Genomic DNA, 25293 nt, shown 5'->3' with positions numbered 1-25293 from the left:
GCGGTCGGCGCCGCCCGTACATCGGCGGAATGCACGCGGACAGTTCCGCTTCAGTTCGCCGCCAGGTTTTGGATCCGCATCTGATCTCGATCGCGCACCTGCCACGACCGTGAGATCGCAGCGGTCTTTCTCATCGCATCAGTCCGACATCGGGAGTTGTACTCGACGCACTGGTCTGAGCGAAATTAGTCTCGTCCATCCGTTGCATCCGGCGGTGTCGCTGCTCCCTACCTGTCGTGAGCCCGCGCAGCGACTCACGTGCCGTCGCCGTCGCGTTCGCGAGGCCGCGATCGGCGCGATCGCGTACCGTCGTGAGGACGAACCGGTCTCGTGCGTCGTCCACATCGGCCGCGACGAGATGAGGCCGGTTGAAGTCTCGCCCACGGGTAGTGCCCACGTACAACGCCGCTGCACCCATCACATCGCCGACCACCGTGTGCGACTCGGCAACCGTCATCCCCTGCACCCCGTGCGCAGTCGCGGCGTACGCGAGATGTGTGTGCTCGGCGACGTACTCGGCTGGCAGACGCACGGATCGCGGCAGATGGCTGGCGGCACGCTCCGTCGCCCACACCACGCCGTCGTCGACCACGCTCCGAACGACCCACACCTGCCGATTCGCCACCCGCACGGCTGAGTCGTTCCGCCGCGTCTGAATCACATCTCCGCGCCCGATGCGTAGCCCATCGCTCCCTATCGCCGTGCGGCTGTCATCGACGTCGCCAGCGCGCACTCGCTCCTCGCGAATCCGCGCATTCAGCTCGCGCGCCTCGTCGTTCGTTGCAACGGTCATCGTGCAACCCTCGCGCCACTCACGTGCGAGCGCCTCGAGCTGCGCATCCGGGCTCTCATGAATCGCAACGAGACCGAGCGCGCACAGTCGATCGAAGACCGCCTCCGGATGATCCCCGCGCCGCATCTGCACGGTGAGCGCGGCGTACTCCGGGTCGACGAATCGGTGCACGGCGGTCATGTGGTGCACGCGGGGGAGCAGTTGCGCGGCCATATCGAGCATGCCACCGCGGCCGACTGCCGAGAGCTGCGCACGGTCGCCGACCATGGCGACCGTAGCGCCGGCCTCATCGGCGATGGTCAGGAGCGCGAGCGCAGTGTCTTGGTCGAGCATGCCCGCTTCGTCGACGACGATTCGCTCGCCGCGGCGCAGTCGAGCGGATGCCGCAGGGCCGACGTACACGGCATCCGTATCTGGGTCGTGGTCGCCGATGGTGAGCCGCGTCCACACGCCGTCACGATTCCACCGCCACCCGTGCTCGTGCACGAGCTTGGCGACGCTGTCGGCCGCAACGCCGAGCTCCTGATGCGCAGCGTCGGCCGCCTTCTTCGTCGGCGTGACCACGCGCGTCTTGCGGCCTTCCATGGCCGCCGCTTTGATCGCAGCGGCGAGCATCGTCGTCTTTCCCGCGCCGGCCGCACCTTCCACGACGACGAGCGATTTAGTGGATGCCACGGAGGCAGCCGCGCGCGCCTGTGCCGGGTCGAGTCGGAGTCGATGTGCAATGCGCGACAGGTCGGGCGTGAGCACCTGCGGTCGCTCGGCCCGGGCCGCGAGCAGATCGCGCAGCCGGGTCTCGACGGCGATGACGTGCACGCTCGTCAGGTGCGCGACGTGCTCAGGACGCGGCCCATCGGGCGGCAGCACCGAAAGGCAGTTCTCCGCTGCGAGCTCTGTGGCGAGCGTGACGAACTCGCGCAGCGGCGTCGGGTCGGCACGCACGCCGGCCTCGGTGACGAGGTGCGACACGTGCTCCTGGATGTCGTGCACCGTCCACGTCGACGCGGCGGCCGCGCATCGATCGAGCGCGCGGGACGCGACATCCTGCACGATCAGCTCATCGAGCGCGGCGGCCCGTTGCGCCCGCACGCGTTCGAGATCAGGTCGATAACCGGATGCCTGGAGCTCGCGCCGCCACGCTTCCTCGCTGCCGAGCCGGGTCGGCTTCTTGTGCGGCCGCTCGTGATCCCACGCCATCGCGGTCAGTCGCGACATCGCGGCGGGTCCGGGTTCTTGGTCCGGATGCTCGGCACGCCAGACCTTCTCGAACTGCGCGAGATTGCACGCAACCTGCTCGGCGCGCTTGCTCATCGCCGCGTTGAACGGCTGTAGTTCGGTGACCTCGGCCGTGACCGGATCGAGCGTGAGGCCGACCGCGTCGAGCGCGGCCGCGAGCCGTGGGTGCGCTGCGATCACGGCCGTGCCGAGCGCGCGGATCGCGCCTTGCTGTCGGAACAGGGCGGCAGTGTCGAGACCTCGCCACGCGGCATCCGCCCACACCCGCGTGCCGATCTGGAAGTGGATGTGCCGGTGCGGGTCGCCCGCTCGCGAGGTCTTGTGCGAGACCGCGACCGTCTCGAGTTGCTCGACCGGCACGACGCGCTGCGCACCACGCGGGCCGACGCGCGTGACCGAGTGCTCGCCGAGCCAAACGCGGAGCTCGGCGACCGCGTCCTGCTGCGCCGCATCGAGCGCATCGGATACCTCGGGGTGCAGCGCTGCGGCGATCGACAACGACTTCGGCGCGTTGACGACCATCTCCGCGAACCGCGGCGACCCATGGCGAGCGTCGCCGGCGTGGCGGGGCGTGCCCATCGACTCGCCGGTGAGCGGGTTGATCCAGTCGACCCATTGGGCGTACTGGTCGGGGGTGAGCGCGCCCTCGCCGATCAGGTCGCCGTTGCCGTCAACGACGGAGAAATCGGCCAGCGCCGTGCCGCCCTCGAGGTAGTAGTCGTCGGCGCGGGAGCGATCGGACTCGAGGTACCGGCGCGCGTCGGCCCCGGAACCCCGGTACAAGATCACTCCACCACGCATCGCCTTCCTCCGAGCTAGCTCAGGTTCTTGCAACTACCTACGGTAGCATACGTCCATTCGGTAATCTTGCGCGATCGCTCTGTGATTGCCAGGAGACTGAGATAGCCGTGCAGGCCTATCTCAGCACGTGATCGAGCTTGAGGGTGAGAAGGGGTGAGGGTGCGTTTTGAGGCGTGATGATTGTGACGCGCTTCCTAGCTCGCGTTACTGCGACGTTCAACGCATATCGCGCGGATCCCAAGTCCTTCTGGGTGGGCGTCAGCTTGAGAAGCGGATCGTATCGCTCCTCATAGACGATTACCTCGTCGAACTCCCGACCCTTGGCTCGATGAACGGTCATGACGATGAGATCCCGATTGCTGCGCTTGCTGCTCGTGAGCTGATACTGCAACACCGCGTCTCGGATGATCTCCCTGGCGTTCACGTAAGTGCCGTTCACACGCCATGAGGCGGCGAGTGATGTCTCAATGTCCGAGCCACGAGTCACAAGATTAAGCATTCGCACGTTCGCTGCCATCGGCTTGAGCTCGGTCGTTCCGGAGGACGCGAGGAGGCTGACGACCGTGAGGTAGTCCCCATATACGTGTCCGGTACGGGCGTTCTCGATCGACCCGTCGACGACCGCCCGGATCGCATTGACAATCTTGACGTTCACAGGACTCCCTGCTTGTAGCTTCGCGGCGTAGCCCGCGAGGCGATCTGCCAGACTGCGCGCTGTCGACCCGAGCTTCGTCGATTTCGTACGCAAGTAGTGCGCCAAAGCCTCGCACGCGACGGCGTACCGATCGGGGTCGGTAGCGCCGATTTCCAGGAGGGTGCCAATGAAGATAAGGGCGGCGTACCCCTCCTCCTTCGTGGCGTGAATCTCGATCCTTAGGCCTGGCAGTTTCGGGTTTTCCTGCGCCTCGCTGATGTATTCGTAGACGCGCGCCGAAAGGGCGTTGGTCGGCGTAAGGATCGCGACCGTGCCACCGCCCGCAGCCGTAACTCGCTTCAGCGTGGTGAGCAGGGTCGTTTTCAAAGTCAGTAGGGGTGGGAAGCCACTCGTCAGGACCGCGACTTCCTCGTACGAGTTCTCGAAGTCGCCTCGCAGGACGTCGCGGCCAAACCGAGTGATCGAACTACCAGGGCTGCGCCAGTTCCACGCCGAAAGGTCCACCTGTCGCGGTGCGAATGCAGCCGCGAAGTCTTCGAACCGCGCTTCGCTGGCCCCATCCACGAAGTCGTAGATGCGCTGGTCGGGATCCCCAAGCGCGATGAGCTGGGAGTGTTGCCCGAGCGTTCTGACGAGCGCCCACTGGTCGTCGGTGGTGTCCTGGAACTCGTCAAGAACGATCACCGGGTATGCAGAGGTGTACGCACTTAGCAGGGAGGGGCTGCCGGCGAGAATCTCGTTCGCGAGGCCAGCGAAGTCGTCGAACCCAACGTGTCCCAACGTCTCAAATTGGCGTCGGAACTCGGCACGTATGTCGGCGTCAGGGTCCTGAATGTGCGATCGGAAGGCGTTCTGTTCAGCCTGCGACATGATCTTCACGCCACGCGGTGCTCCAAGAAGGTATCCGTGGCTTCGAAGGATGGACCACGCGAAGCTGTGATATGTACCGACTTCCAGCTGTGAGCGATGGTCTTTCGCCAATTGACTGGTTGCGTGCTCTGCGACGCGGTCGACGGTGGCGTTGGCGAAACTCAGGAATAGCACGCGCGAGTGGCGGCTTCCGAGCCCATCGGTGATCGCGAGCGCGGCTTTGCGAAGTGCGACGGTGGTTTTTCCACACCCGGCGCTGCCAGTGACCATCACGTGGCCAGTCGCCGTGAGTAGTGGCTCGATTGCCAGCTCGTAGTCTTCGTCAGGCTGGGGCGCCGCCATCGTCCTGTCCTCCCTCGGCTTCCGCTGCGGGTTCGTAGGTCGGCGCCGCACTGGTCATTGTGGGTGGTTCGCTCGCCTCCTTCAGCCGCTCGAGGACGTCCACCATCGAAGTCGGGAAGTCAGCTTCGGCAAGCCCGGTGACGAGGTCCGCTGCGTAGCGATCGCCCTTATTCTTTGAGAGCAATTTCCTAAGCGCGCTCAAGTAGGCGGCGTCCGTGCCATCGTCGGGCTCCGACACGTGCGAAGGCCAAACCGCATCTGCGATCAGTGCATCGACGTAGGCGCGAATCGCTGCGATGGGCACCTCGGCGATAACCAGGTCCTCGAAGCCGCCATATTGCTGCTCGAAGGCGTGGTCTGAACTCGCTTCGATGTCGGCTTTACGATCGGCGGGCTGCTTATCGAACACGGCAGCGACATCCTTACCGAGCCCGCGGAAAAAGCCGGCGAACCCCGCGACGTTGGTCTCGCCTTGTGCATCGAAGATGGCCCAGCCGCGGGTGTCGAGCCGTGCGAACCGCGTCGGGTTCGCGCGCGCGGCCGTCTTGGCGAGCGCCGCATACGACACGGCTTCGGTGTCGCCTTCCGTGACTAGGACCCGTCGCGCGAGAAGCGCCTCGCAGAACCGAGTCCGAATACCAGTCCGAAACGCCTTGATGCGCAGCGAAGCGGGCAAATGCACCCGTGTACTCGACAATTCACCTGTGCCGTGATTCCGCGAGATCACCGCCATTTGCTCAGGCTCAAACTCTTCGAGGACGTACGGGGAATGGGTCGTGAAGATAGCCTGGCCGCCAAGCGCGAGGATCAGATCCACGACTCGCTTTTGTGCTGTCGGAGGTACAGAGATTTCTGGCTCCTCCATCGCGAAGATCACGCGCCCGTTGCGCTTCTGAGCAATCAGGGTCAGCATCGCGATTACCAAGGAGTTGATCGTCCCCGATCCTTGGTGGTTGAACGGCGCTGCGTAACCAGGCGCGCCGGTAGCCATGAAGGAACGCAGCACCCGTCGCAGGTCCTCGCGCGTGAGCTCTGAAACCCGGAGGTGCGGCGCATCTGCCCATTCCGAAGCCACGATCTGCTTCATCGCTTCGTCGATGCTCGAAAGAACCTGACCGAATTCAGGGTTCTCAACACCCGCGACCGGAACTCCGCGAAGCTTCTCGAGCAAGTTCTCCCACATCTGTACTTCGACCTCGAACGCGCGAAGAACGACGTCGAGCAGCGACCCGCGCTCCATCGACATCGCACGTGTCCCAGTTCGTAGAGCACGCAGGAGAAGGAAGCCGAATTCACGCTTGTCTGCAGACCTCGCTTCACTGGTCGGCTTGCCCTCTTCATCTTCGGGGCTGCAGAACCAGGTACGACCCTCGAAATCGTCCTCGTCGGCGTCGTACCTGCCGACGAACCGGATCCGTACGCAGGGGAGGGCATCCGAGTCGGGCCCGGGCAGGGACGTTAGCAGGTTGCTGTTGGTCGCATCCCAGTACTCGAGGTGGTTCCGGAACCGAGACTGCATCTCCTCGTCAAGGTCGACGACCATCACGTCGACCTGCACCTCGTTCTCCCGGTAATTGCCGCCGTAGAAGTCGTGCTCGTCGATCGTCGGCCTCCGGAACAGGCGATCTGCGCCGAGCGCCAGCTCCACGGCTTCGAGCAAGGTCGACTTTCCCGAATTGTTGTCACCGAGTAGGACGGTATTGCCGGCCAGCGAGACGTCTGCCGAAGAGATGCCACGGAAGTTCTGGACCTTGATCTGAGCAAGGTGCATGGGGGTCGCTTTCAGTCAGTGAGCACGGTGAAATGAGCAGCTGTTGGCATGCATTCGCATGATCTCAGAACCCGGACGAGTTCGGCTGCGACTCGCGCGCATATCCGCCGCGGGCGATTCCGCTCGCTGGTCGTACTTGAAACGCATTGACGACGCGAAGACATGTCGTTGCCATCACGGATGGACGATCGCGTCCAGCAAGGGGCCTCAGGTTACGAGCGAAAGTCGAGGGCGCTCATCATGCTCGCCGAGCATTCGGCGGACATGTGCTGTCGACCACGCCAGCTCGTTCGCGAGGTCGCGGACCGTAACACCGCGCTGCTCGGCGAGTTCAACCGCCTTCGATAGCAGGGCTGGCTGCTCGCCCGGGAACTTTACGACGGGTTCGTGCGCGACGCCGATCTGGTTCAACCGGATGTAGCCGCGCCGGGCCGTTGCTTCGGAGATCTTTCCTAGCTCCCGACTGCGAAGGATGATCGAGCTGGGCTCCACGCCCCACTGCTGGCTTTGGCGAATGACCACTGACATCTCAAGACGGGACTTCAGCTCGACTTCCATAACTCGGCGCGGTGTGAGGAACTCTGCGGCGAAGCGGTCGGCCTGGCGCTCGATGTCGACCGTTCCCGAGGTGCGGCCGCCATGAAGGATGATGTGCCCGAGCTCGTGCGCGGCGCTGAACCGATGACGATAAACGTCGTCAGCCCGGTCGGGGGACAGGACCATGACAGGCCTGCCGAACGAGACAGTCGAGAACGCATCGATCCGAGCAACCTCAGCCTCGACCATCGGAACCAAGACCGTGATGATCCCCTTCGACTCGACTAGTCGGACCATCTGGGGCACTGGCCCGTCGCCCAGCTGCCACGCATCACGCAGTTGTTGTGCCGCAATGACTGGGTCGTCGGAAAAAGTGCCGGGGGTGATCTCGCCGCCGGAGAATCCTGGTATGTCCACATGCGGAAATCGCACGTGGGCTTCGAGGGCATTCGAGAGTTCCCACACATGCTCGGTGTAGGCCACCGCCTTGTTCCGCTGCTTCGCCGTTGTCGCACGGAGGCTCCGGAAGAACACGCTTCCGGACTCCAGCGCTTCGCGCGGTCGGCCTGCTGCGAAGAACGCTGCAGGCACTCTCAAGTAGTCCGCGAGCTTTTCGATGACGTCAGGGCGGGGCGCGATGATGCCCGCTTCGAATTGGCCCACCGCCGCAGGCGAAACCTTGACCGCGTTCGCAACATCCTGTTTGGTGCGCAAAGCCAGCTGGCGTGCCTGACGGAGTCGCTCGGGATCGAAGATCCGCGCGACATCCGTGGCGTTCAAACCGTTTGGCCGACCAGGTGTTACAGGTTTCATCGGCCACCTTCAGCAGCGTCGTCATCTACATAGAGACCCATGTCGAGATCCGGCATAGGGGCCTCGTCGAAGCGCCCCGCCTGCTCGGTCGACATCATGCCCGTGCCCATCTCGGCGGGCCCCACCGGCAGTTCTTCGTAGTACACCCAGTGCACATGTCCCTCAGCGTCGAGGTAGCCGTCCCCGATGTAGATGCGCTCGAGACCGCCACGATCGCTGGCCACATACGCGACGAGGATGACAGCATTTGCGGCGGAGCTCGGTGTCTCGATTCGACTTGCTTCCGGCTCCCACTCGGGCAGGGGCAGGTGCATGGCGTCCGCGCGTTCGACGTTGTCGAACAGGCGCTCACGGAAGTTCGACCATCGGATCATCAAGCGGTCCGCCTGGGGGCCTGACTGCGACGCGCACTTAGCTGCGTACAGGATCGTGCCGTTCACCACGGGGAGTTCGAACCGGCTGCCCTTCGGCTTCGTGGTCTGTACGCCCTGGGTGCCGGAGAGCTCCTCGACGGTAGACAGAGCCAGGATCTGCCAGAAGGTCGCGCCGTAGGGCTCATCGGTCCTCAGCTTGCTGGCCGCCTTCGAGTCAGCAGCCGTCTCATGTGCGTTCCGTCCAGCACGGACGAGTGCTTCAGCGACTTCGCCTGCCACCGTCCCGAAACGCCCTTGGAACCACTCGCTTCCACCCAGAACCATATCCGTCACGACCACTCCCTCTGAAGAACTCAACCGATAACCACGATCATCACTTTAGTTCCATACAGCAAACTTGCACAAGTGCTTCAGAAGGGGTGTCTCGCTGTCGGTCAGGTTCTTGCAGTAGTCGTCCATCGTCAGGCAGTGGTCAGCCCGCACGGCCTCGGCGCCCAGGTGGGAGCAGTCCGCGGTCGCGGGCCTTCGTGATCCAGCCCTGAGCGGTGGAGAGGGCGACGCCGTTGATCTCCGCCATCGTTGTGCTCGGGTTTCTGTCGCCCTCCCGGGAGAGGTGGCCGTGCTGCAGGGCGACCAGCTCGTAGAAGTCGGGCGTCTTCTTCGGGTCACCGAGTGGGTTGAGCAGGTCGCGCTCGCTGATCTTGTGGCCCGACGGCAGCACGATCTTGCCGCCGGCGATCGTCTCCTTGCGCTTCATCGCGAAGAGGCGCTTGTTGATCGCGGCCTCGATGCGGGCGGTCGGCAGCTCGCGGAGGAGATGGCTTGTGATCGGGTTGCCTGGGCGGAAAGGCAGGTAGATCACTCCGGTGATGCGCACCTCCTCGGGTACGGCGAGCTTCTGGCGCTGTAGACGAATCATCACGCGTGTGCTCGATGCGGTGTGCTCGATGTAGCGCCAACGACCGTCGATGGTCTCGTTCTGTTCGGATTCTTCCGGGTTCTTGACCACTGGTCGGACGGGCGGCCAGACGTTGTACCCGAGGAGCTCGTCGATCTGAGCGCTGCCATCGTCGGTGCGTTCGCCGGGGAAGCGGTTCGCGAGAAACCACTCGTCGGGGAGGTCGCTCTGGAGTAGGAGCCCGTCTGCCGACTGGTCCACCCACTCACCTGGTTCGGGGGCGTTCATGGCCCGAGTCTAGCCATGCAACTCAGATACTTGCCGAAACCCGCGACCGGTGATAATCTCAGGTACTTGCAAATAGCCGCGCGTGGGTCGGCATGCACGAGATGCCAGCCGGCGGCCGATGAGTCGAGGGGGAGCATCATGGCCGACACTGCGTGGAGGGTCGAGTACCTGAGTCGAGTCGAGGCGGCCGAGCGATGTCGCATCCCGGTGTCGAGCTTCGACAAGCTTCGCCACGACGGGCTGATCCCCGAGCCCGACGCCCGCATGGGCAAGCACCTGCTCTGGAGCGCCGACACGATCGACGAGCTGCTCGCGCGGGGTGGAACGGAACACTGATGGCCGGGCGGCCGACGAAGGGCACCCCGACGCGGGTCGATCCGCGGACGGGCCGGCCGCTGCCCGAGGGCATCCGCTGGCGTGCCGACCGCCAGCGCTACCAGATCCGCGTCGTCGGCCCGAGCGTGGAGGGCGGCGCAGCCGAACGCTCCCGTACCTTCCTCACCCTGACCGAGGCCAAGCGCGAGCTCGCGAAGATGGTCGCCGGCCGCAACCCGAACGGGTCGATGACGCTCGACCAGTGGTACGACAAGTACTGGCCGGCGATCGAGTCGTCGATCCGCCCGGCGACGGCCCGCAGCTACGGCGTGGCCTGGTGCCTGCGCGTGAAGCCGAGTCTCGGCAGGCATCGGCTCGACGAGATCACCTCGCCCATGATCGAGTCGGCGATGGTCGCGTGGTCGGGTGGGGCATCCGCCAAGAACGATGCGCTCGCAGTTCTCTCACGCCTCCTCGACGGCGCGCGCCGGTCGCGGTTCATCGACTACAACCCGGCCCGCGAGGTGAAGCGGCCGAGCATGCGCGAGTCGATCTCGCCGGTGTCGCGGGCGCTCACGCTCGAGCAGATCGCCACGCTGCTCGGCCTCATTCCCGACGGCGTCTACCGCCGGTACTTCGCCGCCCTCGTCTACACGGGCATGCGAGCGGGCGAGGCGACCGCGCTGCGCGTCGGCGACGTCGACTTCGGGCGCGGTGTTATCCGCGTCAGCCGATCGCTGAGCCCGGGCATGCGCAGCGAGCTCATCGAGCAGTCGCCCAAGAGCCACAAGTCGAGGGATGTCCCGCTGATCGACGCCCTGCGTCCGTACGCCGAAGCCGCGGCACGAGGCAAGCGGGGGAGCGACCTGCTCTTCGATGGCCCCGACGGTGGACGCCTCACGAACCACAACGCGCGGCGCGCGGTGAACTGGGAGGAGCTCAGAGAGGCGATCGGCCGACCCGACCTGCGCATCCACGATCTGCGGCACACGTTCGCGACGATCCTGTTCGACGCAGGCGCCACCGCGCCCGACGTGCAGGCGACCCTCGGCCACTCGAGCCTGCAGGTCACCGAGCGCTACTCGCGCGCTCGCGAAGGCGTCGCGATCCGAGCCGGGGCAGCACTGAACGATGCGCTCAAGCGAGCCGACGAAAGCGCGAGCGCGAGCACGGGCAACAGCACCGACAGAAGCGCCGGCCAGAACAGCGACAAGCGCACCGCGAAGACCACCCATGCAGAACCAGAAATGGCACAACGCCGAACCGGGCGAACCGTTAATGGCACATTAATGGCACAGCCTCACCGGCGGCCTCGCGGAATCACCCGCTGACACGAAAAAACCCCCGGTCTCCCGGGGGTTTCGCTGTGGCTCCGACCGGCATCGATCCGGTGACCTTTCGATTTTCAGTCGAACGCTCTACCAACTGAGCTACAGAGCCTCGAGGCATCCGATGAAGGGTGCCTCGATAAGGAGAAAGCCCCTTCTCTCGAAAGGGAAAGGGCTTGTCGCCTGAGCGACCCTGACGGGACTTGAACCCGCGACCTCCGCCGTGACAGGGCGGCACGCTAACCAACTGCGCCACAGGGCCTCGTAATGAGACTATTCAATTGTAAAACCTTCGAGAGTGACCCCAACGGGATTCGAACCCGTGCTGCCGCCGTGAAAGGGCGGTGTCCTAGGCCACTAAACGATGGGGCCGGGTGGGAGTGCTTGCGCTCTCCCGCCGACAGCCAAGCATACGGGTTTCCCGCCGAGATTCCAAAACGGGGCCCGGCATGGTTCCGGAGCGCCCGCGGCGCGGCCTGGACATGCCCGCTGAAATGCCGTTCGCACCGCGATTCCATGCCTATCGTGGCTCTGATCGCCTCAAGCTGAGCTTGAACCAGAAGCTCTGAACACAGAACGGCGCGGGGGCCCGAGCCCGCGTGGACGGGGAACCATGTACCGAACCACAGTCAACCGCCCGACGACGAGACGCCGAACCCCGGCGCGGCTGCGCCGTGCCCTCGCGAGCCTGCTCGTCGCCGGACTCGCGGTGACCGGGTCCGTGCTCGGCGCGAGCCCCGCGGTCGCCGCCGACTACCCCACCTGGGACGAGCTGCAGGCGGCGAAGGCCGACACCGCCGCGGCGGCCGGCGCGGTCGCCGAGATCACCTCCCTCATCGCGCAGCTCGAGCAGAACGTCGAGGCGACGCGTGCCGAGGCCGAGAAGCGGATGGGCGAGTTCCTCGACGCCCAGCAGCGCTACGACGACGCCGCCCGCAAGGCGCAGGAGATCGAGAAGCTCGCCGAGGAGACCGCGGCCGAGGCCGCCGACGCGAAGAAGAACGCCGGCCAGGTGGCCGCGCAGCTCTACCGCTCCGGCGGCGGGGACCTCAGCATCGACCTGTTCCTCGAGTCGGGCGACGCCGTCGCGACCGACGCCCTGCTCTCGAAGCTCGGCAACATGGAGAAGATGGTCGAGCGCACCTCCGAGGTCTACCGGAGCGCGCAGTCGAAGTCGAACGACGCCGAGTCGCTCGGCGAGCAGGCCGAGGTCGCGAAGGCCGAGCGCGAGAAGCTCAGGATCGCCGCCCAGGACGCGCTCGCCGCCGCCCAGGAGGCGCAGGCCGCCGCGGAGGCCGCGCTGAACGAGTCGCAGGCGAAGAAGGTCGAGCTCGACCAGCAGCTGAAGTTCATGAAGGACGCCGAGGCGAAGACGACGGCCGCCTACCAGGAGGGCGAGCGGATCCGGAAGGCCGAGGAGGAGAAGCGCCGCCGCGAGGCGCTCGCCGCCGGAGCCCCGGGCACCGTGGCGAGCTCCGGCTGGGCGCGCCCCGCCTCCGGGTACATCTCCGACGGCTACGGCGCCCGCCCGATCATCTGCGGCGGCGGCTACTGCTCGAGCGGCTTCCACTACGCGTACGACATCGCGACCGGCTGCGACGCCCCGATCTACGCGGCGAACAGCGGCACCGTCTCGATCGCGGGCTGGACGGGCAGCTACGGCAACTACGTGAAGATCAACCACGGCGGCGGCATCTCCACCGGCTACGCGCACATCCGCGAGGGCGGCATCCTCGTCGGCTCCGGCCAGTGGGTGAACGCGGGCCAGCAGATCGCCTGGAGCGGCACGACGGGCGCGTCGACTGGCTGCCACCTGCACTTCGAAGTCTGGGACGGCTGGGACCGCATCAACCCCGGGCCGTTCATGTCCGCACGAGGAGTCTCCCTTGGCTGAGAACCGCACCCGCCCGGTGTCCCGGGTGAAGCCCGCGACCGTCTTCTCGGCGGTCGCCGTGGGCGCCGTCACCGCCTCGATCGGCGTCTCCGGCGCCCCGGCGTTCGCCGTCGACTACCCCTCCTGGGGCGAGATCGAGCAGGCGAAGCAGAACGAGCAGACGAAGCAGGCGGAGATCGCCCGGCTCGGCGAGCTGCTCGCGGGTCTCCAGGCGACGGCGGATGCCGCGGTGCGCGACTCGCAGATCGCCGCCGAGGCGTACCGGCAGACCGTCGTCAAGCGCGACGACGCGGTCGAGCGCGAGGAGTCCCTCGGCAAGCAGGCCGAGGAGGCCGAGGCGGTCGCCGAGATCTCGAAGATGCGCGCCGGCCTCATCGCCGCGCACCTCGCGAAGTCCGCGGGCAACGACCTCACCACCTCCCTCGTCTTCTCGGGCGACAGCGCGGGGCTCCTGAAGCAGCTCGGCATGGCCTCGAAGCTCGGCGAGCAGTCGACCTCGGTGTACGAGCAGGCGCTCGCCGACCGGAACGCCGCCGACTCGCTCCGCGAGCAGGCCGACGCCGCCGCGAAGGAGCGCAAGAAGCTCGCCGACGAGGCGAAGGGCCAGTACGACGACGCGCAGGCGAAGGCGGATGCCGCGACCGCGGCCGTCGCCGAGCAGGAGCGGCGCTCCGCGGAGCTCTACGCGCAGCTCGCCCGGCTGAAGGACACCACGGCGGAGCTCGAGCGCGAGCGGGTCGAGGGCATCGCCCGCGAGGAGGCCGAAGAGGCGCTGCGGCCCGACCCGCCGACCACGGGCGGCGGCAACACCGGCGGCGGGAACACCGGCGGGGGCAACACCGGTGGCGGCAACACGGGTGGAGGCAACACCGGCGGTGGGAACCCCACCACGCCGAAGCCGACGACGCCGCCGAAGCCCACGAACCCGAAGCCGCCGAACCAGAGCGCCGTGGAGTCGGCCATCTGGTACGCCTCGCAGCAACTCGGCGAGCCCTACCGCCTCGGCGGGGCCGGCCCCGACGTCTGGGACTGCTCGGGACTCACGAAGATGGCCTACGGCTACGCGGGCATCTACGTCGGCACCCACTCGGCGACGAACCAGTACTACACGCTCGCGGGCCAGGGGAAGGCGGTCTCGCTCGGCAGCATCCAGCGCGGCGACCTGCTGTTCTGGGGCTCGGGCGGCGACTACTACCACGTCGCGATCTACCTCGGCGGCGGCCGCATCCTCGAGGCGCCCCGCGAGGGCGTCCCGGTGCGGGAGTACTTCATCTGGGGCAGCCCGTCCGCGGCGGCCCGGCCCACCGGCTGAGCCGCGGGGAGACAGACGAAGGGGGCGAGCCGTGCGGCTCGCCCCCTTCGTCGTGCGGCGGATGCCTCGGCATCCGCTCAGGACTCAGTGACCCGGGAAGGCCTCGATCGCCTTCTGGATGAGCGCCTCGGCGTCGGCCGCGTTGCCCCAGCCCTCGGTCTTGACCCACTTGCCGGGCTCGAGGTCCTTGTAGTGCTCGAAGAAGTGCTCGATCTCCTTCTTCGTGTACTCGGGGATGGTGTCGACGTCCTGGATGTGGGTCCAGCGCGGGTCGCCCGCGGGCACCGCGATGACCTTCGCGTCGCCGCCGCCGTCGTCGGTCATGTGGAAGACGCCGACCGGGCGCACCTTCACGCCGACGCCCGGGAACAGCGGGTACTCGAGGAGCACGAGCACGTCCAGCGGGTCGCCGTCGTCGCCCAGGGTGTTCTCGAAGAAGCCGTAGTCGGTGGGGTAGACGAAGCCCGTGTAGAGCACGCGGTCGAGGAAGACCCGACCGGTCTCGTGGTCGACCTCGTACTTGTTGCGGCTCCCCTTGGGGATCTCGATGACGGCGTTGTACTCGCCCATGTGCTCTCCTTGTGTGAAGTCCCGCCGGGCACGTGGCGCGCGGCGGAATAAGGTTACCTCGATGCCTTCTGACGACCGCACGGCAGAGCGCCGTCCCCGCCTCACACCCCCGATCGCCGACGTTCGCCGCGCCGTGCGCGCCGTGCTCGAACCCGTCGACGCCGCCGAGACGGGCGGGGTCGCGCCGCTCGCGCTCGTCGCGCTCTCCGGGGGCGCCGACTCGCTCGCGCTCGCCGCGGCGACCGCCTTCGAGGCGCCGCGGGCCGGATGGCGCGCGGGCGCCGTCGTCGTCGACCACGGCCTGCAGGCGGGATCCGCCGAGGTCGCCGCGCGCGCCGCGGCCCAGGCGCGGGAGCTCGGGCTCGACCCGGTGCTCGTGCGCCGGGTCGAGGTGCCGGCCGGGGGAGACGGCCCCGAGGCATCCGCCCGCGCCGCCCGCTACGCCGCGCTCGACGCGGCCGCCGCCGAGACGGGCGCCGCGCTCGTGCTGCTCGGCCACACGCTCGACGACCAGGCCGAGACGGTGCTGCTCGGACTCGCCCGCGGATCCGGCGGGGCGAGCCTCATGGGGATGCCGCAGCGGAACGGCCGCTCCGTGCGCCCGCTCCTCGGCATCCGGCGCGAGACCACCAGGAGCGCCTGCCTCGACGCCGGGCTCGAGCCCTGGGACGACCCGCACAACACCGACCCCGCGTACGCGCGCGTGCGCGTCCGCGACCGGGTGCTGCCCGTGCTCGAGGCCGAGCTCGGCCCCGGCATCGCCGAGGCACTCGCCCGCACCGCCGAGCAGCTCCGCGAGGACGAGGCGGCCTTCGACGAGCAGCTCGAGGAGTTCATCGAGGAGATCTGCGAGCCCGCCGAAGCCGGCATCGCCGTCTCCGCCGCGGTGCTCGCCGCGAACCCGGCCGCCCTCCGCCAGCGCATCATCCGTCACGTCGTCGGCAGCGAGTTCGGCGTCGCGCTCAGCCGCGTGCAGACGCTCGAGGTGGCCCGACTCGTCACCGACTGGCACGGGCAGGGGCCCGTGTCGCTCCCCGGCGGGGCGGTCGCGACCCGGGCCGGCGCCCACGTCGTGTTCTCCGCGACCGGGGCGACCGAGATCCTCCCGCACGATCACTGATCCGGGGCACCCGGCGGCGCTCGGCGTCGCCTAGGATCGATGCATGCACGCGAGCGACATCGAGGGCGACCTCACCGAAGTCCTGGTGACCGAATCCGAGATCCACGCGAAGCTCGCCGAGCTCGCCCGACGCATCGAGGTCGACTACGCGGGGCGCGACCTGCTCCTCGTCGGCGTCCTGAAGGGCGCCGTCATGGTCATGGCCGACCTCGCCCGCGAGCTGCGCCCGCACCTGAACATGGACTGGATGGCCGTGTCGAGCTACGGCGCCGGCACCCAGTCGTCCGGCGTCGTGAAGATCCTGAAGGACCTCGACACCGACCTCACCGGCCGCGACGTGCTCATCGTCGAGGACATCATCGACTCGGGCCTCACCCTCAGCTGGCTGCTCGAGAACCTCCGCTCCCGCGGCGCCGCCTCCGTCGAGGTCTGCGCGCTGCTGCGCAAGCCCGACGCCGCCAAGGTCGAGGTCGACGTGCGCTACCTCGGCTTCGACATCCCGAACCAGTTCGTCGTCGGCTACGGCCTCGACTACGCGGAGCGCTACCGCAACCTCCGCGACGTAGCGATCCTCGCGCCGCACGTCTACAGCTGAGCCAGCAGCCCTCAGCGGCTGTGCCCGCCGGTCCGCTTCGGGACTGCTGCGCAGCCCTCAGCGAACACACATCCGGCGATCAGCGGGTGAACGGTAGCCTGGCAGCACCATGAACATGAAGAAGATCCTGCGCGGACCGATCATCTACATCCTGATCGCCGCGATCGTGGTGTGGATCGGCGCGAGCCTCATCACGGCCTCCGGGTTCAAAGAGGTGTCGACGCAGGAGGGCCTCGAGCTCCTGAAGGACGGCAAGGTCGCCGCCGCGAAGATCGTCGACGGCGAGAACCGGGTCGACCTCACCCTGGCGAAGGCTGACGAGAAGCTCGGCACGCAGGTGCAGTTCTACTACGTCACCCCGCGCGGGGCCGACGTCATCGCGGCCGTCGACGACGCGAACCCGAAGGACGGCTTCAACGACGAGGTGCCGCAGCCGAACTGGTTCCTCTCGATGCTCGGCATCCTGCTGCCGCTCCTGCTCATCGGCCTCTTCTTCTGGATCATGCTCTCGGGCATGCAGGGTGGCGGCAACCGCGTCATGCAGTTCGGCAAGTCGAAGGCGAAGCTCGTCTCGAAGGAGAGCCCCAAGGTCACCTTCGACGACGTCGCCGGCGCCGACGAGGCCATCGAGGAGCTCCACGAGATCAAGGAGTTCCTGAAGGAGCCGGCGAAGTTCCAGGCGGTCGGCGCGCGCATCCCCAAGGGCGTGCTGCTGTACGGCCCTCCCGGCACCGGCAAGACCCTGCTCGCGCGCGCCGTCGCGGGCGAGGCGGGCGTGCCCTTCTACTCGATCTCGGGTTCCGACTTCGTCGAGATGTTCGTCGGCGTCGGCGCGAGCCGCGTGCGCGACCTGTTCGACCAGGCCAAGCAGAACGCGCCGGCCATCATCTTCGTCGACGAGATCGACGCCGTCGGCCGCCACCGCGGCGCCGGCATGGGCGGCGGCCACGACGAGCGCGAGCAGACGCTGAACCAGCTGCTCGTCGAGATGGACGGCTTCGACCCGAAGACGAACGTCATCCTCATCGCGGCGACGAACCGCCCCGACATCCTCGACCCGGCGCTCCTGCGCCCCGGCCGCTTCGACCGCCAGATCGGCGTCGACGCGCCCGACCTCAAGGGCCGGCAGAAGATCCTCGAGGTGCACTCGAAGGGCAAGCCGCTCGCGAAGGGCGTCGACCTCGAGGTGCTCGCGCGGAAGACCCCGGGCTTCACCGGCGCCGACCTCGCGAACGTGCTGAACGAGGCCGCGCTGCTCACCGCCCGCTCGAACGCGCAGCTCATCGACAACCGCGCCCTCGACGAGGCCGTCGACCGCGTCATCGCCGGCCCGCAGCGGCGCACGCGCGTGATGAAGGACAAGGAGAAGCTCATCACGGCCTACCACGAGGGCGGCCACGCCCTCGCCGCGGCGGCGATGAACTACACCGACCCGGTCACGAAGATCACGATCCTGCCGCGCGGTCGCGCCCTCGGCTACACGATGGTGCTGCCGCTGGAGGACAAGTACTCCGTCACCCGCAACGAGCTCCTCGACCAGCTCACCTACGCGATGGGCGGCCGCGTCGCCGAGGAGATCGTGTTCCACGACCCCTCCACCGGCGCCTCGAACGACATCGAGAAGGCCACGGCCACCGCGCGCAAGATGGTCACCGAGTACGGCATGTCGGCGAACGTCGGCGCCGTGAAGCTCGGCCAGTCCTCCGGCGAGATGTTCCTCGGCCGCGACATGGGCCACCAGCGCGACTACTCCGAGGGCATCGCCGAGAAGGTCGACGCCGAGGTGCGCGCGCTCATCGAGCAGGCGCACGACGAGGCGTGGCAGGTGCTGAACGACAACCGCGACATCCTCGACAAGCTGGCGGCCGAGCTCCTCGAGCAGGAGACCCTCGACCACAACCAGATCGCCGAGATCTTCACGGACGTGCGGAAGCTCCCCGAGCGCCCGCTGTGGTTGTCGAGCGACAAGCGCCCCGTCTCCGACGTGCCGCCGATCGCGTTCCCGACCGAGAAGATGCCGATCGACGCCGGACTCGTTGACGGCGGCATCGACTCCGACGTCACGCCCGAGGAGCCCGCGGCCGAGCCGAAGGCGCCGCGGTCGAACCCGCGGCCGGCGACGGCCTGAGCCGTGACGGGGCGGGGATGACGACACCCGGCGTCGACCAGGAGCGCATCGAACGCGCCGTGCGCGAGATCCTCCTCGCGATCGGCGAGGACCCGGCGCGGCCCGGACTCGTGCGCACCCCGAAGCGGGTCGCCGAGGCGTACGCGGAGTTCTTCGGCGGGCTCGCCGTCGACCCGCTCGTGCACCTCGCCGACGCGGTCCCGCTCGACGCCGGCATCCGCCGGGCGAGGGGCGGGGCGGATGCCGACACCCCGACGACCTCGGACGCGGTCGTGCTCCGCGACCTCGACTTCCGCTCGGTCTGCGAGCACCACCTGCTGCCCTTCGTCGGCACGGCGCACGTCGCCTACCTGCCGGGCGACCGGGTGGTCGGCCTCGGCCGCATCCCCGCCGTCGTCGACACGCTCGCGAGCCGTCCGCAGCTGCAGGAGCGCCTCGCGGAGGAGATCGCCGACGCCCTCGAGACCGGCCTCGAGCCGAAGGGCGTGCTCGTCGTGCTCGACGCCCAGCACCGCTGCGTCACCACCCGGGGCTCCCGGCAGGAGCGCAGCTCGACCGTGACGATCGCGAGCCGCGGCGCCCTCTCCGAGCCCGCGGCGCGCGCCGAGATCGTCGCGCTCATCGGGGCCCGGCGTGACTGAGCGGGCACCGGCACCGGCATCGGCGTCGACGGCGCCGCTCGTGATGGGCGTCGTGAACGTGACGCCCGACTCCTTCAGCGACGGCGGCCGCTGGTTCGATCCCGAGCTGGCGATCGCGCACGGGCTCGAGCTCGCCGCGGCGGGCGCCGAACTGCTCGACGTCGGCGGCGAGTCGACCCGGCCCGGCGCGGCGCGGGTCGAGCCGGCCGAGGAGCTCCGCCGGGTCATCCCCGTCGTCGCCGAGCTCGCGGCCCGCGGGCACCGCGTGAGCGTCGACACGATGCGCGCCGCGACCGCCGAGGCCGCGGTGGCGGCGGGCGCCGAGCTCATCAACGACGTCTCCGCCGGCCTCGCCGACGAGGCGATGGCCGAGATCGCCGCCGCGAGCGGCGCGCGCTACGTCGCGATGCACTGGCGCGGCCACTCCGACCGGATGGACGGGCTCGCCGAGTACGACGACGTCGTGCGCGAGGTGCGCGACGAGCTCGCCGTGCGGGTGGACGCCCTCGTGGCCGCCGGCGTCGCGCCCGAGCGCATCGTGCTCGACCCCGGCCTCGGCTTCGCGAAGCGCGCCGAGCACAACTGGCAGCTCCTCGCCCGGCTCGACGAGCTGCAGGCGCTCGGCTTTCCGGTGCTCGTCGGGGCGTCCCGCAAGCGCTTCCTCGGCGGGCTGCTGCCGGAGGGCGCCGCCGTCGAGGGGCGCGATCTACCCACGGCCGTCGTGAGCGTGCTCTCGGCGCAGGCGGGGGCCTGGGCGGTGCGCGTGCACGACGTGGCATCCACCCGGCTCGCGCTCGACGTCCTCGGAGCATGGCAGCATGGGGGACGTGGCTGACGAGCGCGACGGCGGAGACCGGATCACCCTGACCGGGCTGCGCGTCTTCGCGCACCACGGGGTGTTCGACTTCGAGCGCGCCGACGGCCAGGAGTTCGTGATCGACGTGACCGTCTTCGTCGACCTCGCCGCGGCCGCCCGCGGCGACGAGCTGGCGCGCACCGTGCACTACGGCGAGCTCGCCGAGGCCGTCGTGCAGGGCGTCGAGCGCGACCCGGTCGACCTCATCGAGACCGTCGCCGAGCGGGTCGCGCGGATCGCCCTCGGCTTCGAGGCGGCGGAGGCCGTCCGAGTCACCGTGCACAAGCCGCAGGCGCCCATCCGCGTGCCGTTCGACGACGTCGCCGTCACGATCACGAGGAGCCGCACGTGACCCGGGCCGTCATCGCCTTCGGCGCGAACCTCGGCGACCGCGAGGCGACGATCGCCGCGGCCGCCGCGGAGCTCGCCGACGCCCCGGGGGTCGAGCTCCTCGCCGTCTCGCCCGTCTACGAGACGCCCGCGATCAAGCTCTCCGGCGTCGACCACGACGCCCCCGGCTACCTGAACGGGGTGCTCCTCGTCGACACGAGCCTCGCGCCGCTCGAGCTGCTCGAGCTGCTGCAGCGGGTCGAGCTCGCCCACGGCCGGGTCCGCGAGGAGCGCTGGGGCGACCGCACCCTCGACCTCGACCTCATCGACCACGGCGGCGCCCGCCTCGCCGACGAGCGGCTCGAGCTGCCGCACCCGCGGGCGTGGCAGCGGGCGTTCGTGCTCCAGCCCTGGCTCGACGTCGACCCCGACGCGGTCGTCGCCGGGCGCGGGCCGGTCGCCGAGCTCCGCGCCGCCGCCGCCGACGAGGTGCGACGACGATGACGCGCACCCACGCCCCCGTCCTCGTCGCGTTCGCCGCGGTCGGCCTCGTGCTCGGCTACCTCGGCGACCTCGCGATCGTCTCCGCCGGCGGCAACGCGCTCGTCCCGCCGATCTCGCTCGCGATCACGCTCGTCGGCGTCGGCGCGGTCGTCGTCGCGCTCGCCTGGCCGATCCGGCGATCGGTGAAGGGCACCGGCCGGCGGGTCGACCCGTTCCACGCCATGCGCGTCGCGGTGCTCGCGAAGGCCTGCAGCCTGAGCGGCGCCCTGGTCGCGGGCTTCGGCATCGGCATCACGATCTTCCTGCTGACCCGCACCGTCGTGCCGCAGGCGGGCACGGTGTGGCTCGCCGCGGCGACCGCGATCGGCGCCGCCCTCCTGCTCGTCGCCGGTCTCGTCGCCGAGCACTTCTGCACGCTTCCACCCGACGACCACGAGGATGAAGAGCCCGCCCATGCCTGAGACGGACCACGCCGCGACCCCGGAGCAGCCCGCGACCCCGGAGCACCGCTTCACGCCCGACGCCGAGTGGCGCCGGGTGTCGCCGAAGTACCTCGTCGTCGAGGTGATCGGCTCCATCATCACGACGGTGCTGATCGTCGCGGGGCTCCTCGTCGCCTTCGCCCTGTGGGGGCTGTGGTGGGCGCCCTGGGCGGCGGGCGCGGTGGGGCTCATCGCGATCATCGCGATCGCGTTCGAACCGCGCCGGGTGCGCTCGATCGGCTACCGGCTCCGCGAGGACGACCTGCTCTTCCGCCGCGGCATCATGTTCCACCGCCAGGTCGCGGTGCCGTACGGGCGCATGCAGCTCGTCGACATCACCCGCGGCCCGGTGGCGCGCGCCCTCGGCCTCGCCGACCTCAAGTTCGTGACCGCCGCGGCGGCCACGGCGGTCACCGTCCCCGGCATCCCCGAGGCGGAGGCCGACCGCCTGCGCGACGAGCTCGTCGCGCTCGCCGAGTCCCGGCGGGCGGGGCTGTGAGCGGTACCCCCGCCGCGAAGCCGCTCGTCGATCTCGCCGACGGCGAGTGGCACCGGCTGCACCCGGCGAGCCCGCTGCTGCGCGGCGGACTCGTGTTCATCGCGATCGCCGGCTTCGTCATCGCGAACCTGCGCGAGCGCGTCGTCGACTTCTTCCTCGTGGTCTTCGCGCCCGACCAGCTCGGCGACGGCTTCGGCGAATGGGACGACGAGAACGACTGGGGCCGCGATCCGATCGGCGGCATCGTCGCGAACAACCTCGTCGGCTGGGCGCTGCTCGCGGTGCTCGTCGTCATCGTCCTCGTGATCGCGGGCTTCTGGCTGTCGTGGCGGATGCACACCTTCCGGGTCACGCCGGAGGCGGTCGAGGTGCGCAGCGGCATCCTGTTCCGCTCGCACCGGAGCGCCAGGCTCGACCGCATCCAGGGCATCAACATCACCCGGCCGGTCTTCGCGCGGCTGTTCGGCGCCGCGAAGCTCGAGGTGCAGGTCGCCGGGCAGTCGGGCAACATGCAGCTCGCCTACCTCGGCTCCTCGCTCACCGACGGCCTCCGCCGCGACATCCTGCGCCTCGCCTCCGGTGCGCGGGCGACGCACGGCGGCGAGGTCCCGGCCGCGACGCTGCCCGCGGTCGCCCCGGGGCAGACGGTCGCCGAGCCGATCCCCGGTGCCGAGCCGATCCCCGGTGCCGCTCCGGTCCCCGGCGCCGAGCCGGCCACGATCGGCTCGCGCGCGGGCGCCATCGTCGGCCAGCGGGTCGACGAGTTCCTCGCGCCTGAGCTCGACCCTGAGCTCGCCCCGCCGGAGTCGGTCGTGCACATCCCGGTCGGCCGCATCGTCGGCTCGACGCTCCTCGGCGGCGCCGCGTTCTGGGTGCTCGTCGTCGCGGGCGTCGTCGTCGCCGGCATCCTGACCCGGCAGCTCTGGCTGCTGTTCACCTTCGTCCCCGCGGCGATCGGTCTCGTGAGCTACCTCTGGTCGCGCATCACGAAGTCGCTCCGCTACTCCATCGCGGGCACCCCCGACGGCGTGCGCGTCGGCTACGGGCTGCTGTCGACGGCGAACCACACGCTGCCCCCGGGCCGCATCCACGCCGTCGAGGCGACCCAGTGGATCTTCTGGCGGCCCTTCGGCTGGTGGTCGGTGCGGATCAACGTGGCCGGCCAGTCGGTCACGAGCAGCTCGGAGGCCGCGCAGCGCACCCTCGTGCTCCCCGTCGGCACCGCCGAGGACGTGCAGCGGGTCATCGCCCTGCTGCTGCCGGAGGCCGCCGCGGGCGGCGCGCTCGCCGGCGGGATCGCGAGCGGCCTCACCGGCCGCGCAGGGCGCCCGGGCGACGGCTTCTCCGCGACGCCCCGCCGCGCCGTCTGGCTGCACCCGTTCTCGTGGCGGCGCATCGGCTGGTCCGGCACCGCCGGCATCGCCCTCCTCCGCCGTGGCGCGCTCGTGCGCCGGCTCGTGCTCGTGCCGCTCGCGCGGATGCAGTCCGTCGCCGTCTCGGCCGGGCCGGTGCGCCGCGCCCTCGCGCTCTCGGAGGTGCGGCTGCACACCGTCATGGGGCCGGTCGTGGCGAGCCTGCCGGTCATCGAGCGCGAGCAGGGCGAGGCGCTCTTCGCGCACCTCGCCGACGAGGCGGTCCTCCGGGCGAACGACGACCGCTCGCAGCACTGGGGCCGGGAGGCGGCGGATGCCTGAGCGGGCGGGACGCCTCGGCGTCGGCACGATCGGGGCCGGCCGCGTCGGCGCCGTGCTCGCCGCCGCCCTCGGCGGGGCCGGCCACGCCCTCACCGGCGTGACCGCGGTGTCGGAGTCGAGCCGCGACCGGGCCGACGCGATGCTGCCCGGGGTCCCCGTGCTCACGACCCCGGAGGTGGTGCGCCGCAGCGAGCTCGTGCTGCTCGCGGTGCCGCCGGCCGAGCTGCCCGCCCTCGTCGAGGGCCTCGCCGCGACCGGCGACTGGCAGCCGGGCCAGCTCGTGCTGCACACCGCCGCCGAGTACGGCACGGGGGTGCTCGATCCCGCGCGCCGGGCCGGGGCCATCCCGCTCGCCGTGCACCCCGTGATGAGCTTCACCGGCACGAGCATCGACCTCGCCCGGCTCGCCGGCGCCTGGTTCGCCGTGACCGCCCCGGCGCCGGTACTGCCGATCGCCCAGGCGCTCGTCGTGGAGATGGGGGGCGAGCCCTTCATCGTCGACGAGACGGCGCGCCCCGCGTACGCGGAGGCGATCGACACGGCCGTCTCGTTCTCCTCGGCGATCGTCGACCAGGCGAGCGGCATCCTCGGCGGCCTCGGCGTGAGCCGGCCGGGCGCGGTGCTCGCCCCGCTCGTGCGCAGCGCGGTGGAGAACGCCCTCGCCCGGCACGACGAGGGGCCCGGCCTCGCCGACGGCCCAGGCCCTGGCGCCGATGGGAGCACGTTCGACGACGGCGCAGGAGGCACCTGGTGAACGACGCAGCGCGCACCCCGGCGGGCGGCGGCGGGACGCCGGAGGTGACCGCGACGATCGCCGGGCTCCGGAGCCGGATCGCCGATGCGCGGGCCGGCGGGGCATCCGTCGCCTTCGTCCCGACGATGGGGGCGCTGCACGACGGCCACCTCGCGCTCGTCGCCCGCGCGCGGGAGCTCGCCGACGTCGTCGTCGTCTCGATCTTCGTGAACCCGCTGCAGTTCGGCCCGGGCGAGGACCTCGAGCGCTATCCGCGCACCCTCGACGCGGACGTGGCCGCGCTCACCGGCACGGGCGCGGCGTTCGTCTTCGCGCCGACGGTGGCCGAGATGTACCCCGACGGCCCGGCCGCGACGCGGGTCGTCGCGGGCGAGGTCGGCGGGCTCTACGAGGGCGCCTCGCGTCCGGGGCACTTCGACGGCATGCTCACGGTCGTCGCGAAGCTCCTGAACATCGTGCAGCCCGACGCCGTCGTCTTCGGCCAGAAGGACGCGCAGCAGGTCTTCCTCGTGCGGCGGATGGTGCGCGACCTCGACCTGCCGGTCGCCGTCGAGGTCGTCGAGACCGTGCGCGAATCCGACGGGCTCGCCCTGTCGAGCCGCAACCGCTTCCTCGGTGACGCCGAGCGGCGCACCGCGCTCGTGCTCTCCGAGGCGCTCTCGGCCGCAGCGGATGCCGCGGGCGACGGCGCCCCCGAGGCGCTCGCCGAGGCGGTCGCGGCGTTCGGCGACCACGACGGCGCCGAGCTCGACTACTTCGTCATCGTCGACCCCGCCACCTTCCTCCCCGTCGCCGACGACGCGACGGGCCCGGCGCTCGCGCTCGTCGCCGCCCGGGTCGGCGCCACCCGGCTGATCGACAACCGGCGCGTCGTGCTCGGCTGACCGCAAGTA

Annotated in this window: 23 protein-coding genes and 3 tRNA genes; 16 read left to right on the top strand and 10 right to left on the bottom strand. The window is 69.5% G+C overall.

Annotated features, from left to right (window positions below; translation table 11 throughout):
- Positions 1 to 130: 130 nt before the first annotated feature.
- The 6 genes from mobF to ROT00_RS03895 form a co-directional block, all read right to left on the bottom strand.
- A complete protein-coding gene (mobF, locus tag ROT00_RS03920; RefSeq protein WP_404772472.1) occupies positions 131 to 2818 on the bottom strand; it encodes a MobF family relaxase in 2688 nt (895 codons plus the stop codon).
- 127 nt (positions 2819 to 2945) lie between these two features.
- Positions 2946 to 4697 (bottom strand): UvrD-helicase domain-containing protein, encoded by a 1752-nt coding sequence (locus tag ROT00_RS03915; RefSeq protein ID WP_404772470.1) that lies wholly within the window; start codon positions 4695 to 4697, stop codon positions 2946 to 2948.
- Positions 4678 to 6468 (bottom strand): ATP-dependent nuclease, encoded by a 1791-nt coding sequence (locus ROT00_RS03910; RefSeq protein WP_404772469.1) that lies wholly within the window; start codon positions 6466 to 6468, stop codon positions 4678 to 4680. The genes ROT00_RS03915 and ROT00_RS03910 overlap by 20 nt, the downstream gene beginning before the upstream one ends.
- Before the next feature lie 207 nt (positions 6469 to 6675).
- A complete protein-coding gene (locus ROT00_RS03905; RefSeq protein WP_404772467.1) occupies positions 6676 to 7818 on the bottom strand; it encodes an XRE family transcriptional regulator in 1143 nt (380 codons plus the stop codon).
- Positions 7815 to 8525: a hypothetical protein gene (locus ROT00_RS03900; protein ID WP_404772465.1), complete on the bottom strand. Its 711-nt coding sequence runs from the start codon at positions 8523 to 8525 to the stop codon at positions 7815 to 7817. The genes ROT00_RS03905 and ROT00_RS03900 overlap by 4 nt, the downstream gene beginning before the upstream one ends.
- A gap of 139 nt (positions 8526 to 8664) precedes the next feature.
- Positions 8665 to 9378, bottom strand: coding sequence for a hypothetical protein (locus ROT00_RS03895; RefSeq protein WP_404772463.1), 714 nt, complete (start codon positions 9376 to 9378; stop codon positions 8665 to 8667).
- A gap of 138 nt (positions 9379 to 9516) precedes the next feature.
- Between ROT00_RS03895 and ROT00_RS03890 the strand changes: the two genes are divergently transcribed.
- Both ROT00_RS03890 and ROT00_RS03885 read left to right on the top strand, forming a co-directional pair.
- On the top strand, positions 9517 to 9714 hold the full coding sequence (locus ROT00_RS03890; protein ID WP_127794348.1) for an XRE family transcriptional regulator: 198 nt from the start codon (positions 9517 to 9519) through the stop codon (positions 9712 to 9714).
- Entirely contained in the window at positions 9714 to 11024 is a 1311-nt protein-coding gene (locus ROT00_RS03885; protein ID WP_404772461.1) for a tyrosine-type recombinase/integrase, read from the top strand. Before ROT00_RS03890 ends, ROT00_RS03885 begins: the two co-directional genes overlap by 1 nt.
- A 36-nt stretch (positions 11025 to 11060) precedes the next feature.
- Here the strand turns inward: ROT00_RS03885 and ROT00_RS03880 are convergent.
- The 3 genes from ROT00_RS03880 to ROT00_RS03870 all read right to left on the bottom strand — a co-directional run bounded on the left by ROT00_RS03880 (position 11061) and on the right by ROT00_RS03870 (position 11393).
- Positions 11061 to 11133 (bottom strand) — tRNA-Phe (locus tag ROT00_RS03880).
- A 76-nt stretch (positions 11134 to 11209) separates the two neighbouring features.
- A tRNA-Asp gene (locus ROT00_RS03875) sits at positions 11210 to 11283 on the bottom strand.
- A gap of 37 nt (positions 11284 to 11320) precedes the next feature.
- Positions 11321 to 11393: transfer RNA gene (locus ROT00_RS03870), tRNA-Glu, on the bottom strand.
- 241 nt (positions 11394 to 11634) lie between these two features.
- On the opposite strand from ROT00_RS03870, the gene ROT00_RS03865 reads away from it, so the two are divergent.
- Both ROT00_RS03865 and ROT00_RS03860 read left to right on the top strand, forming a co-directional pair.
- Positions 11635 to 12915 carry a peptidoglycan DD-metalloendopeptidase family protein gene (locus ROT00_RS03865; protein WP_404772459.1) on the top strand — a complete coding sequence of 427 codons (1281 nt, stop codon included), beginning with the start codon at positions 11635 to 11637 and terminating at the stop codon, positions 12913 to 12915.
- A complete protein-coding gene (locus tag ROT00_RS03860; RefSeq protein ID WP_404772457.1) occupies positions 12908 to 14227 on the top strand; it encodes a C40 family peptidase in 1320 nt (439 codons plus the stop codon). The genes ROT00_RS03865 and ROT00_RS03860 overlap by 8 nt, the downstream gene beginning before the upstream one ends.
- Positions 14228 to 14311: 84 nt before the next feature.
- Here the strand turns inward: ROT00_RS03860 and ppa are convergent, their stop codons facing one another.
- On the bottom strand, positions 14312 to 14797 hold the full coding sequence (ppa, locus tag ROT00_RS03855) for an inorganic diphosphatase (RefSeq protein ID WP_404772455.1): 486 nt from the start codon (positions 14795 to 14797) through the stop codon (positions 14312 to 14314).
- Positions 14798 to 14858: 61 nt separating this feature from the next.
- On the opposite strand from ppa, the gene tilS reads away from it, so the two are divergent.
- From tilS to panC, 12 genes are all read left to right on the top strand, one after another.
- Positions 14859 to 15917: a tRNA lysidine(34) synthetase TilS gene (gene tilS, locus ROT00_RS03850; RefSeq protein WP_404772453.1), complete on the top strand. Its 1059-nt coding sequence runs from the start codon at positions 14859 to 14861 to the stop codon at positions 15915 to 15917.
- Between the two features lie 43 nt (positions 15918 to 15960).
- A complete protein-coding gene (gene hpt / locus ROT00_RS03845) occupies positions 15961 to 16512 on the top strand; it encodes a hypoxanthine phosphoribosyltransferase (protein WP_404772451.1) in 552 nt (183 codons plus the stop codon).
- 109 nt (positions 16513 to 16621) lie between these two features.
- The gene (ftsH, locus tag ROT00_RS03840) at positions 16622 to 18640 is read left to right on the top strand and encodes an ATP-dependent zinc metalloprotease FtsH (protein ID WP_404772450.1); all 2019 of its coding nucleotides are present in this window, start codon (positions 16622 to 16624) and stop codon (positions 18638 to 18640) included.
- A 17-nt stretch (positions 18641 to 18657) separates the two neighbouring features.
- Positions 18658 to 19281, top strand: a complete 624-nt coding sequence (gene folE / locus ROT00_RS03835; RefSeq protein ID WP_404772448.1) for a GTP cyclohydrolase I — start codon at positions 18658 to 18660, stop codon at positions 19279 to 19281.
- Positions 19282 to 19324: 43 nt separating this feature from the next.
- Entirely contained in the window at positions 19325 to 20116 is a 792-nt protein-coding gene (folP, locus tag ROT00_RS03830; RefSeq protein ID WP_404772959.1) for a dihydropteroate synthase, read from the top strand.
- Entirely contained in the window at positions 20109 to 20489 is a 381-nt protein-coding gene (gene folB, locus ROT00_RS03825; RefSeq protein WP_404772446.1) for a dihydroneopterin aldolase, read from the top strand. The genes folP and folB overlap by 8 nt, the downstream gene beginning before the upstream one ends.
- Positions 20486 to 20971, top strand: a complete 486-nt coding sequence (gene folK / locus ROT00_RS03820; protein WP_404772444.1) for a 2-amino-4-hydroxy-6-hydroxymethyldihydropteridine diphosphokinase — start codon at positions 20486 to 20488, stop codon at positions 20969 to 20971. Before folB ends, folK begins: the two co-directional genes overlap by 4 nt.
- Entirely contained in the window at positions 20968 to 21432 is a 465-nt protein-coding gene (locus ROT00_RS03815; RefSeq protein WP_404772442.1) for a DUF3180 domain-containing protein, read from the top strand. Before folK ends, ROT00_RS03815 begins: the two co-directional genes overlap by 4 nt.
- The gene (locus ROT00_RS03810) at positions 21425 to 21952 is read left to right on the top strand and encodes a PH domain-containing protein (RefSeq protein ID WP_404772441.1); all 528 of its coding nucleotides are present in this window, start codon (positions 21425 to 21427) and stop codon (positions 21950 to 21952) included. Before ROT00_RS03815 ends, ROT00_RS03810 begins: the two co-directional genes overlap by 8 nt.
- Complete coding sequence (locus ROT00_RS03805) at positions 21949 to 23646, top strand: PH domain-containing protein (protein ID WP_404772439.1); 1698 nt, start codon at positions 21949 to 21951, stop codon at positions 23644 to 23646. The genes ROT00_RS03810 and ROT00_RS03805 overlap by 4 nt, the downstream gene beginning before the upstream one ends.
- Positions 23639 to 24400: a Rossmann-like and DUF2520 domain-containing protein gene (locus tag ROT00_RS03800; RefSeq protein ID WP_404772437.1), complete on the top strand. Its 762-nt coding sequence runs from the start codon at positions 23639 to 23641 to the stop codon at positions 24398 to 24400. Before ROT00_RS03805 ends, ROT00_RS03800 begins: the two co-directional genes overlap by 8 nt.
- A complete protein-coding gene (gene panC, locus ROT00_RS03795; protein WP_404772435.1) occupies positions 24397 to 25284 on the top strand; it encodes a pantoate--beta-alanine ligase in 888 nt (295 codons plus the stop codon). The genes ROT00_RS03800 and panC overlap by 4 nt, the downstream gene beginning before the upstream one ends.
- The last annotated feature ends 9 nt before the right edge of the window (positions 25285 to 25293 follow it).

The sequence above is a fragment of the Agromyces mediolanus genome (assembly GCF_044917495.1).
Taxonomy (GTDB): domain Bacteria; phylum Actinomycetota; class Actinomycetes; order Actinomycetales; family Microbacteriaceae; genus Agromyces; species Agromyces mediolanus_B.
Note: the sequence above shows the minus strand (reverse complement) of the source record. Positions and strands in the feature narration are given on the sequence as shown.

What these genes read in the sequence shown, in the direction of transcription:
- folE (WP_404772448.1), top strand. Translation starts at nt 18,658, where the DNA reads ATGACGACACCCGGCGTCGACCAGGAGCGCATCGAACGCGCCGTGCGC.
- ROT00_RS03810 (WP_404772441.1), top strand. Translation starts at nt 21,425, where the DNA reads ATGCCTGAGACGGACCACGCCGCGACCCCGGAGCAGCCCGCGACCCCG.
- ROT00_RS03905 (WP_404772467.1), bottom strand. Translation starts at nt 7,818, where the DNA reads ATGAAACCTGTAACACCTGGTCGGCCAAACGGTTTGAACGCCACGGAT.
- ROT00_RS03910 (WP_404772469.1), bottom strand. Translation starts at nt 6,468, where the DNA reads ATGCACCTTGCTCAGATCAAGGTCCAGAACTTCCGTGGCATCTCTTCG.
- ROT00_RS03815 (WP_404772442.1), top strand. Translation starts at nt 20,968, where the DNA reads ATGACGCGCACCCACGCCCCCGTCCTCGTCGCGTTCGCCGCGGTCGGC.
- ROT00_RS03915 (WP_404772470.1), bottom strand. Translation starts at nt 4,697, where the DNA reads ATGGCGGCGCCCCAGCCTGACGAAGACTACGAGCTGGCAATCGAGCCA.
- tilS (WP_404772453.1), top strand. Translation starts at nt 14,859, where the DNA reads ATGCCTTCTGACGACCGCACGGCAGAGCGCCGTCCCCGCCTCACACCC.
- ROT00_RS03865 (WP_404772459.1), top strand. Translation starts at nt 11,635, where the DNA reads ATGTACCGAACCACAGTCAACCGCCCGACGACGAGACGCCGAACCCCG.
- ROT00_RS03895 (WP_404772463.1), bottom strand. Translation starts at nt 9,378, where the DNA reads ATGAACGCCCCCGAACCAGGTGAGTGGGTGGACCAGTCGGCAGACGGG.
- ROT00_RS03800 (WP_404772437.1), top strand. Translation starts at nt 23,639, where the DNA reads ATGCCTGAGCGGGCGGGACGCCTCGGCGTCGGCACGATCGGGGCCGGC.
- hpt (WP_404772451.1), top strand. Translation starts at nt 15,961, where the DNA reads ATGCACGCGAGCGACATCGAGGGCGACCTCACCGAAGTCCTGGTGACC.
- folP (WP_404772959.1), top strand. Translation starts at nt 19,325, where the DNA reads ATGGGCGTCGTGAACGTGACGCCCGACTCCTTCAGCGACGGCGGCCGC.
- ROT00_RS03890 (WP_127794348.1), top strand. Translation starts at nt 9,517, where the DNA reads ATGGCCGACACTGCGTGGAGGGTCGAGTACCTGAGTCGAGTCGAGGCG.
- ROT00_RS03885 (WP_404772461.1), top strand. Translation starts at nt 9,714, where the DNA reads ATGGCCGGGCGGCCGACGAAGGGCACCCCGACGCGGGTCGATCCGCGG.
- ppa (WP_404772455.1), bottom strand. Translation starts at nt 14,797, where the DNA reads ATGGGCGAGTACAACGCCGTCATCGAGATCCCCAAGGGGAGCCGCAAC.
- ftsH (WP_404772450.1), top strand. Translation starts at nt 16,622, where the DNA reads ATGAACATGAAGAAGATCCTGCGCGGACCGATCATCTACATCCTGATC.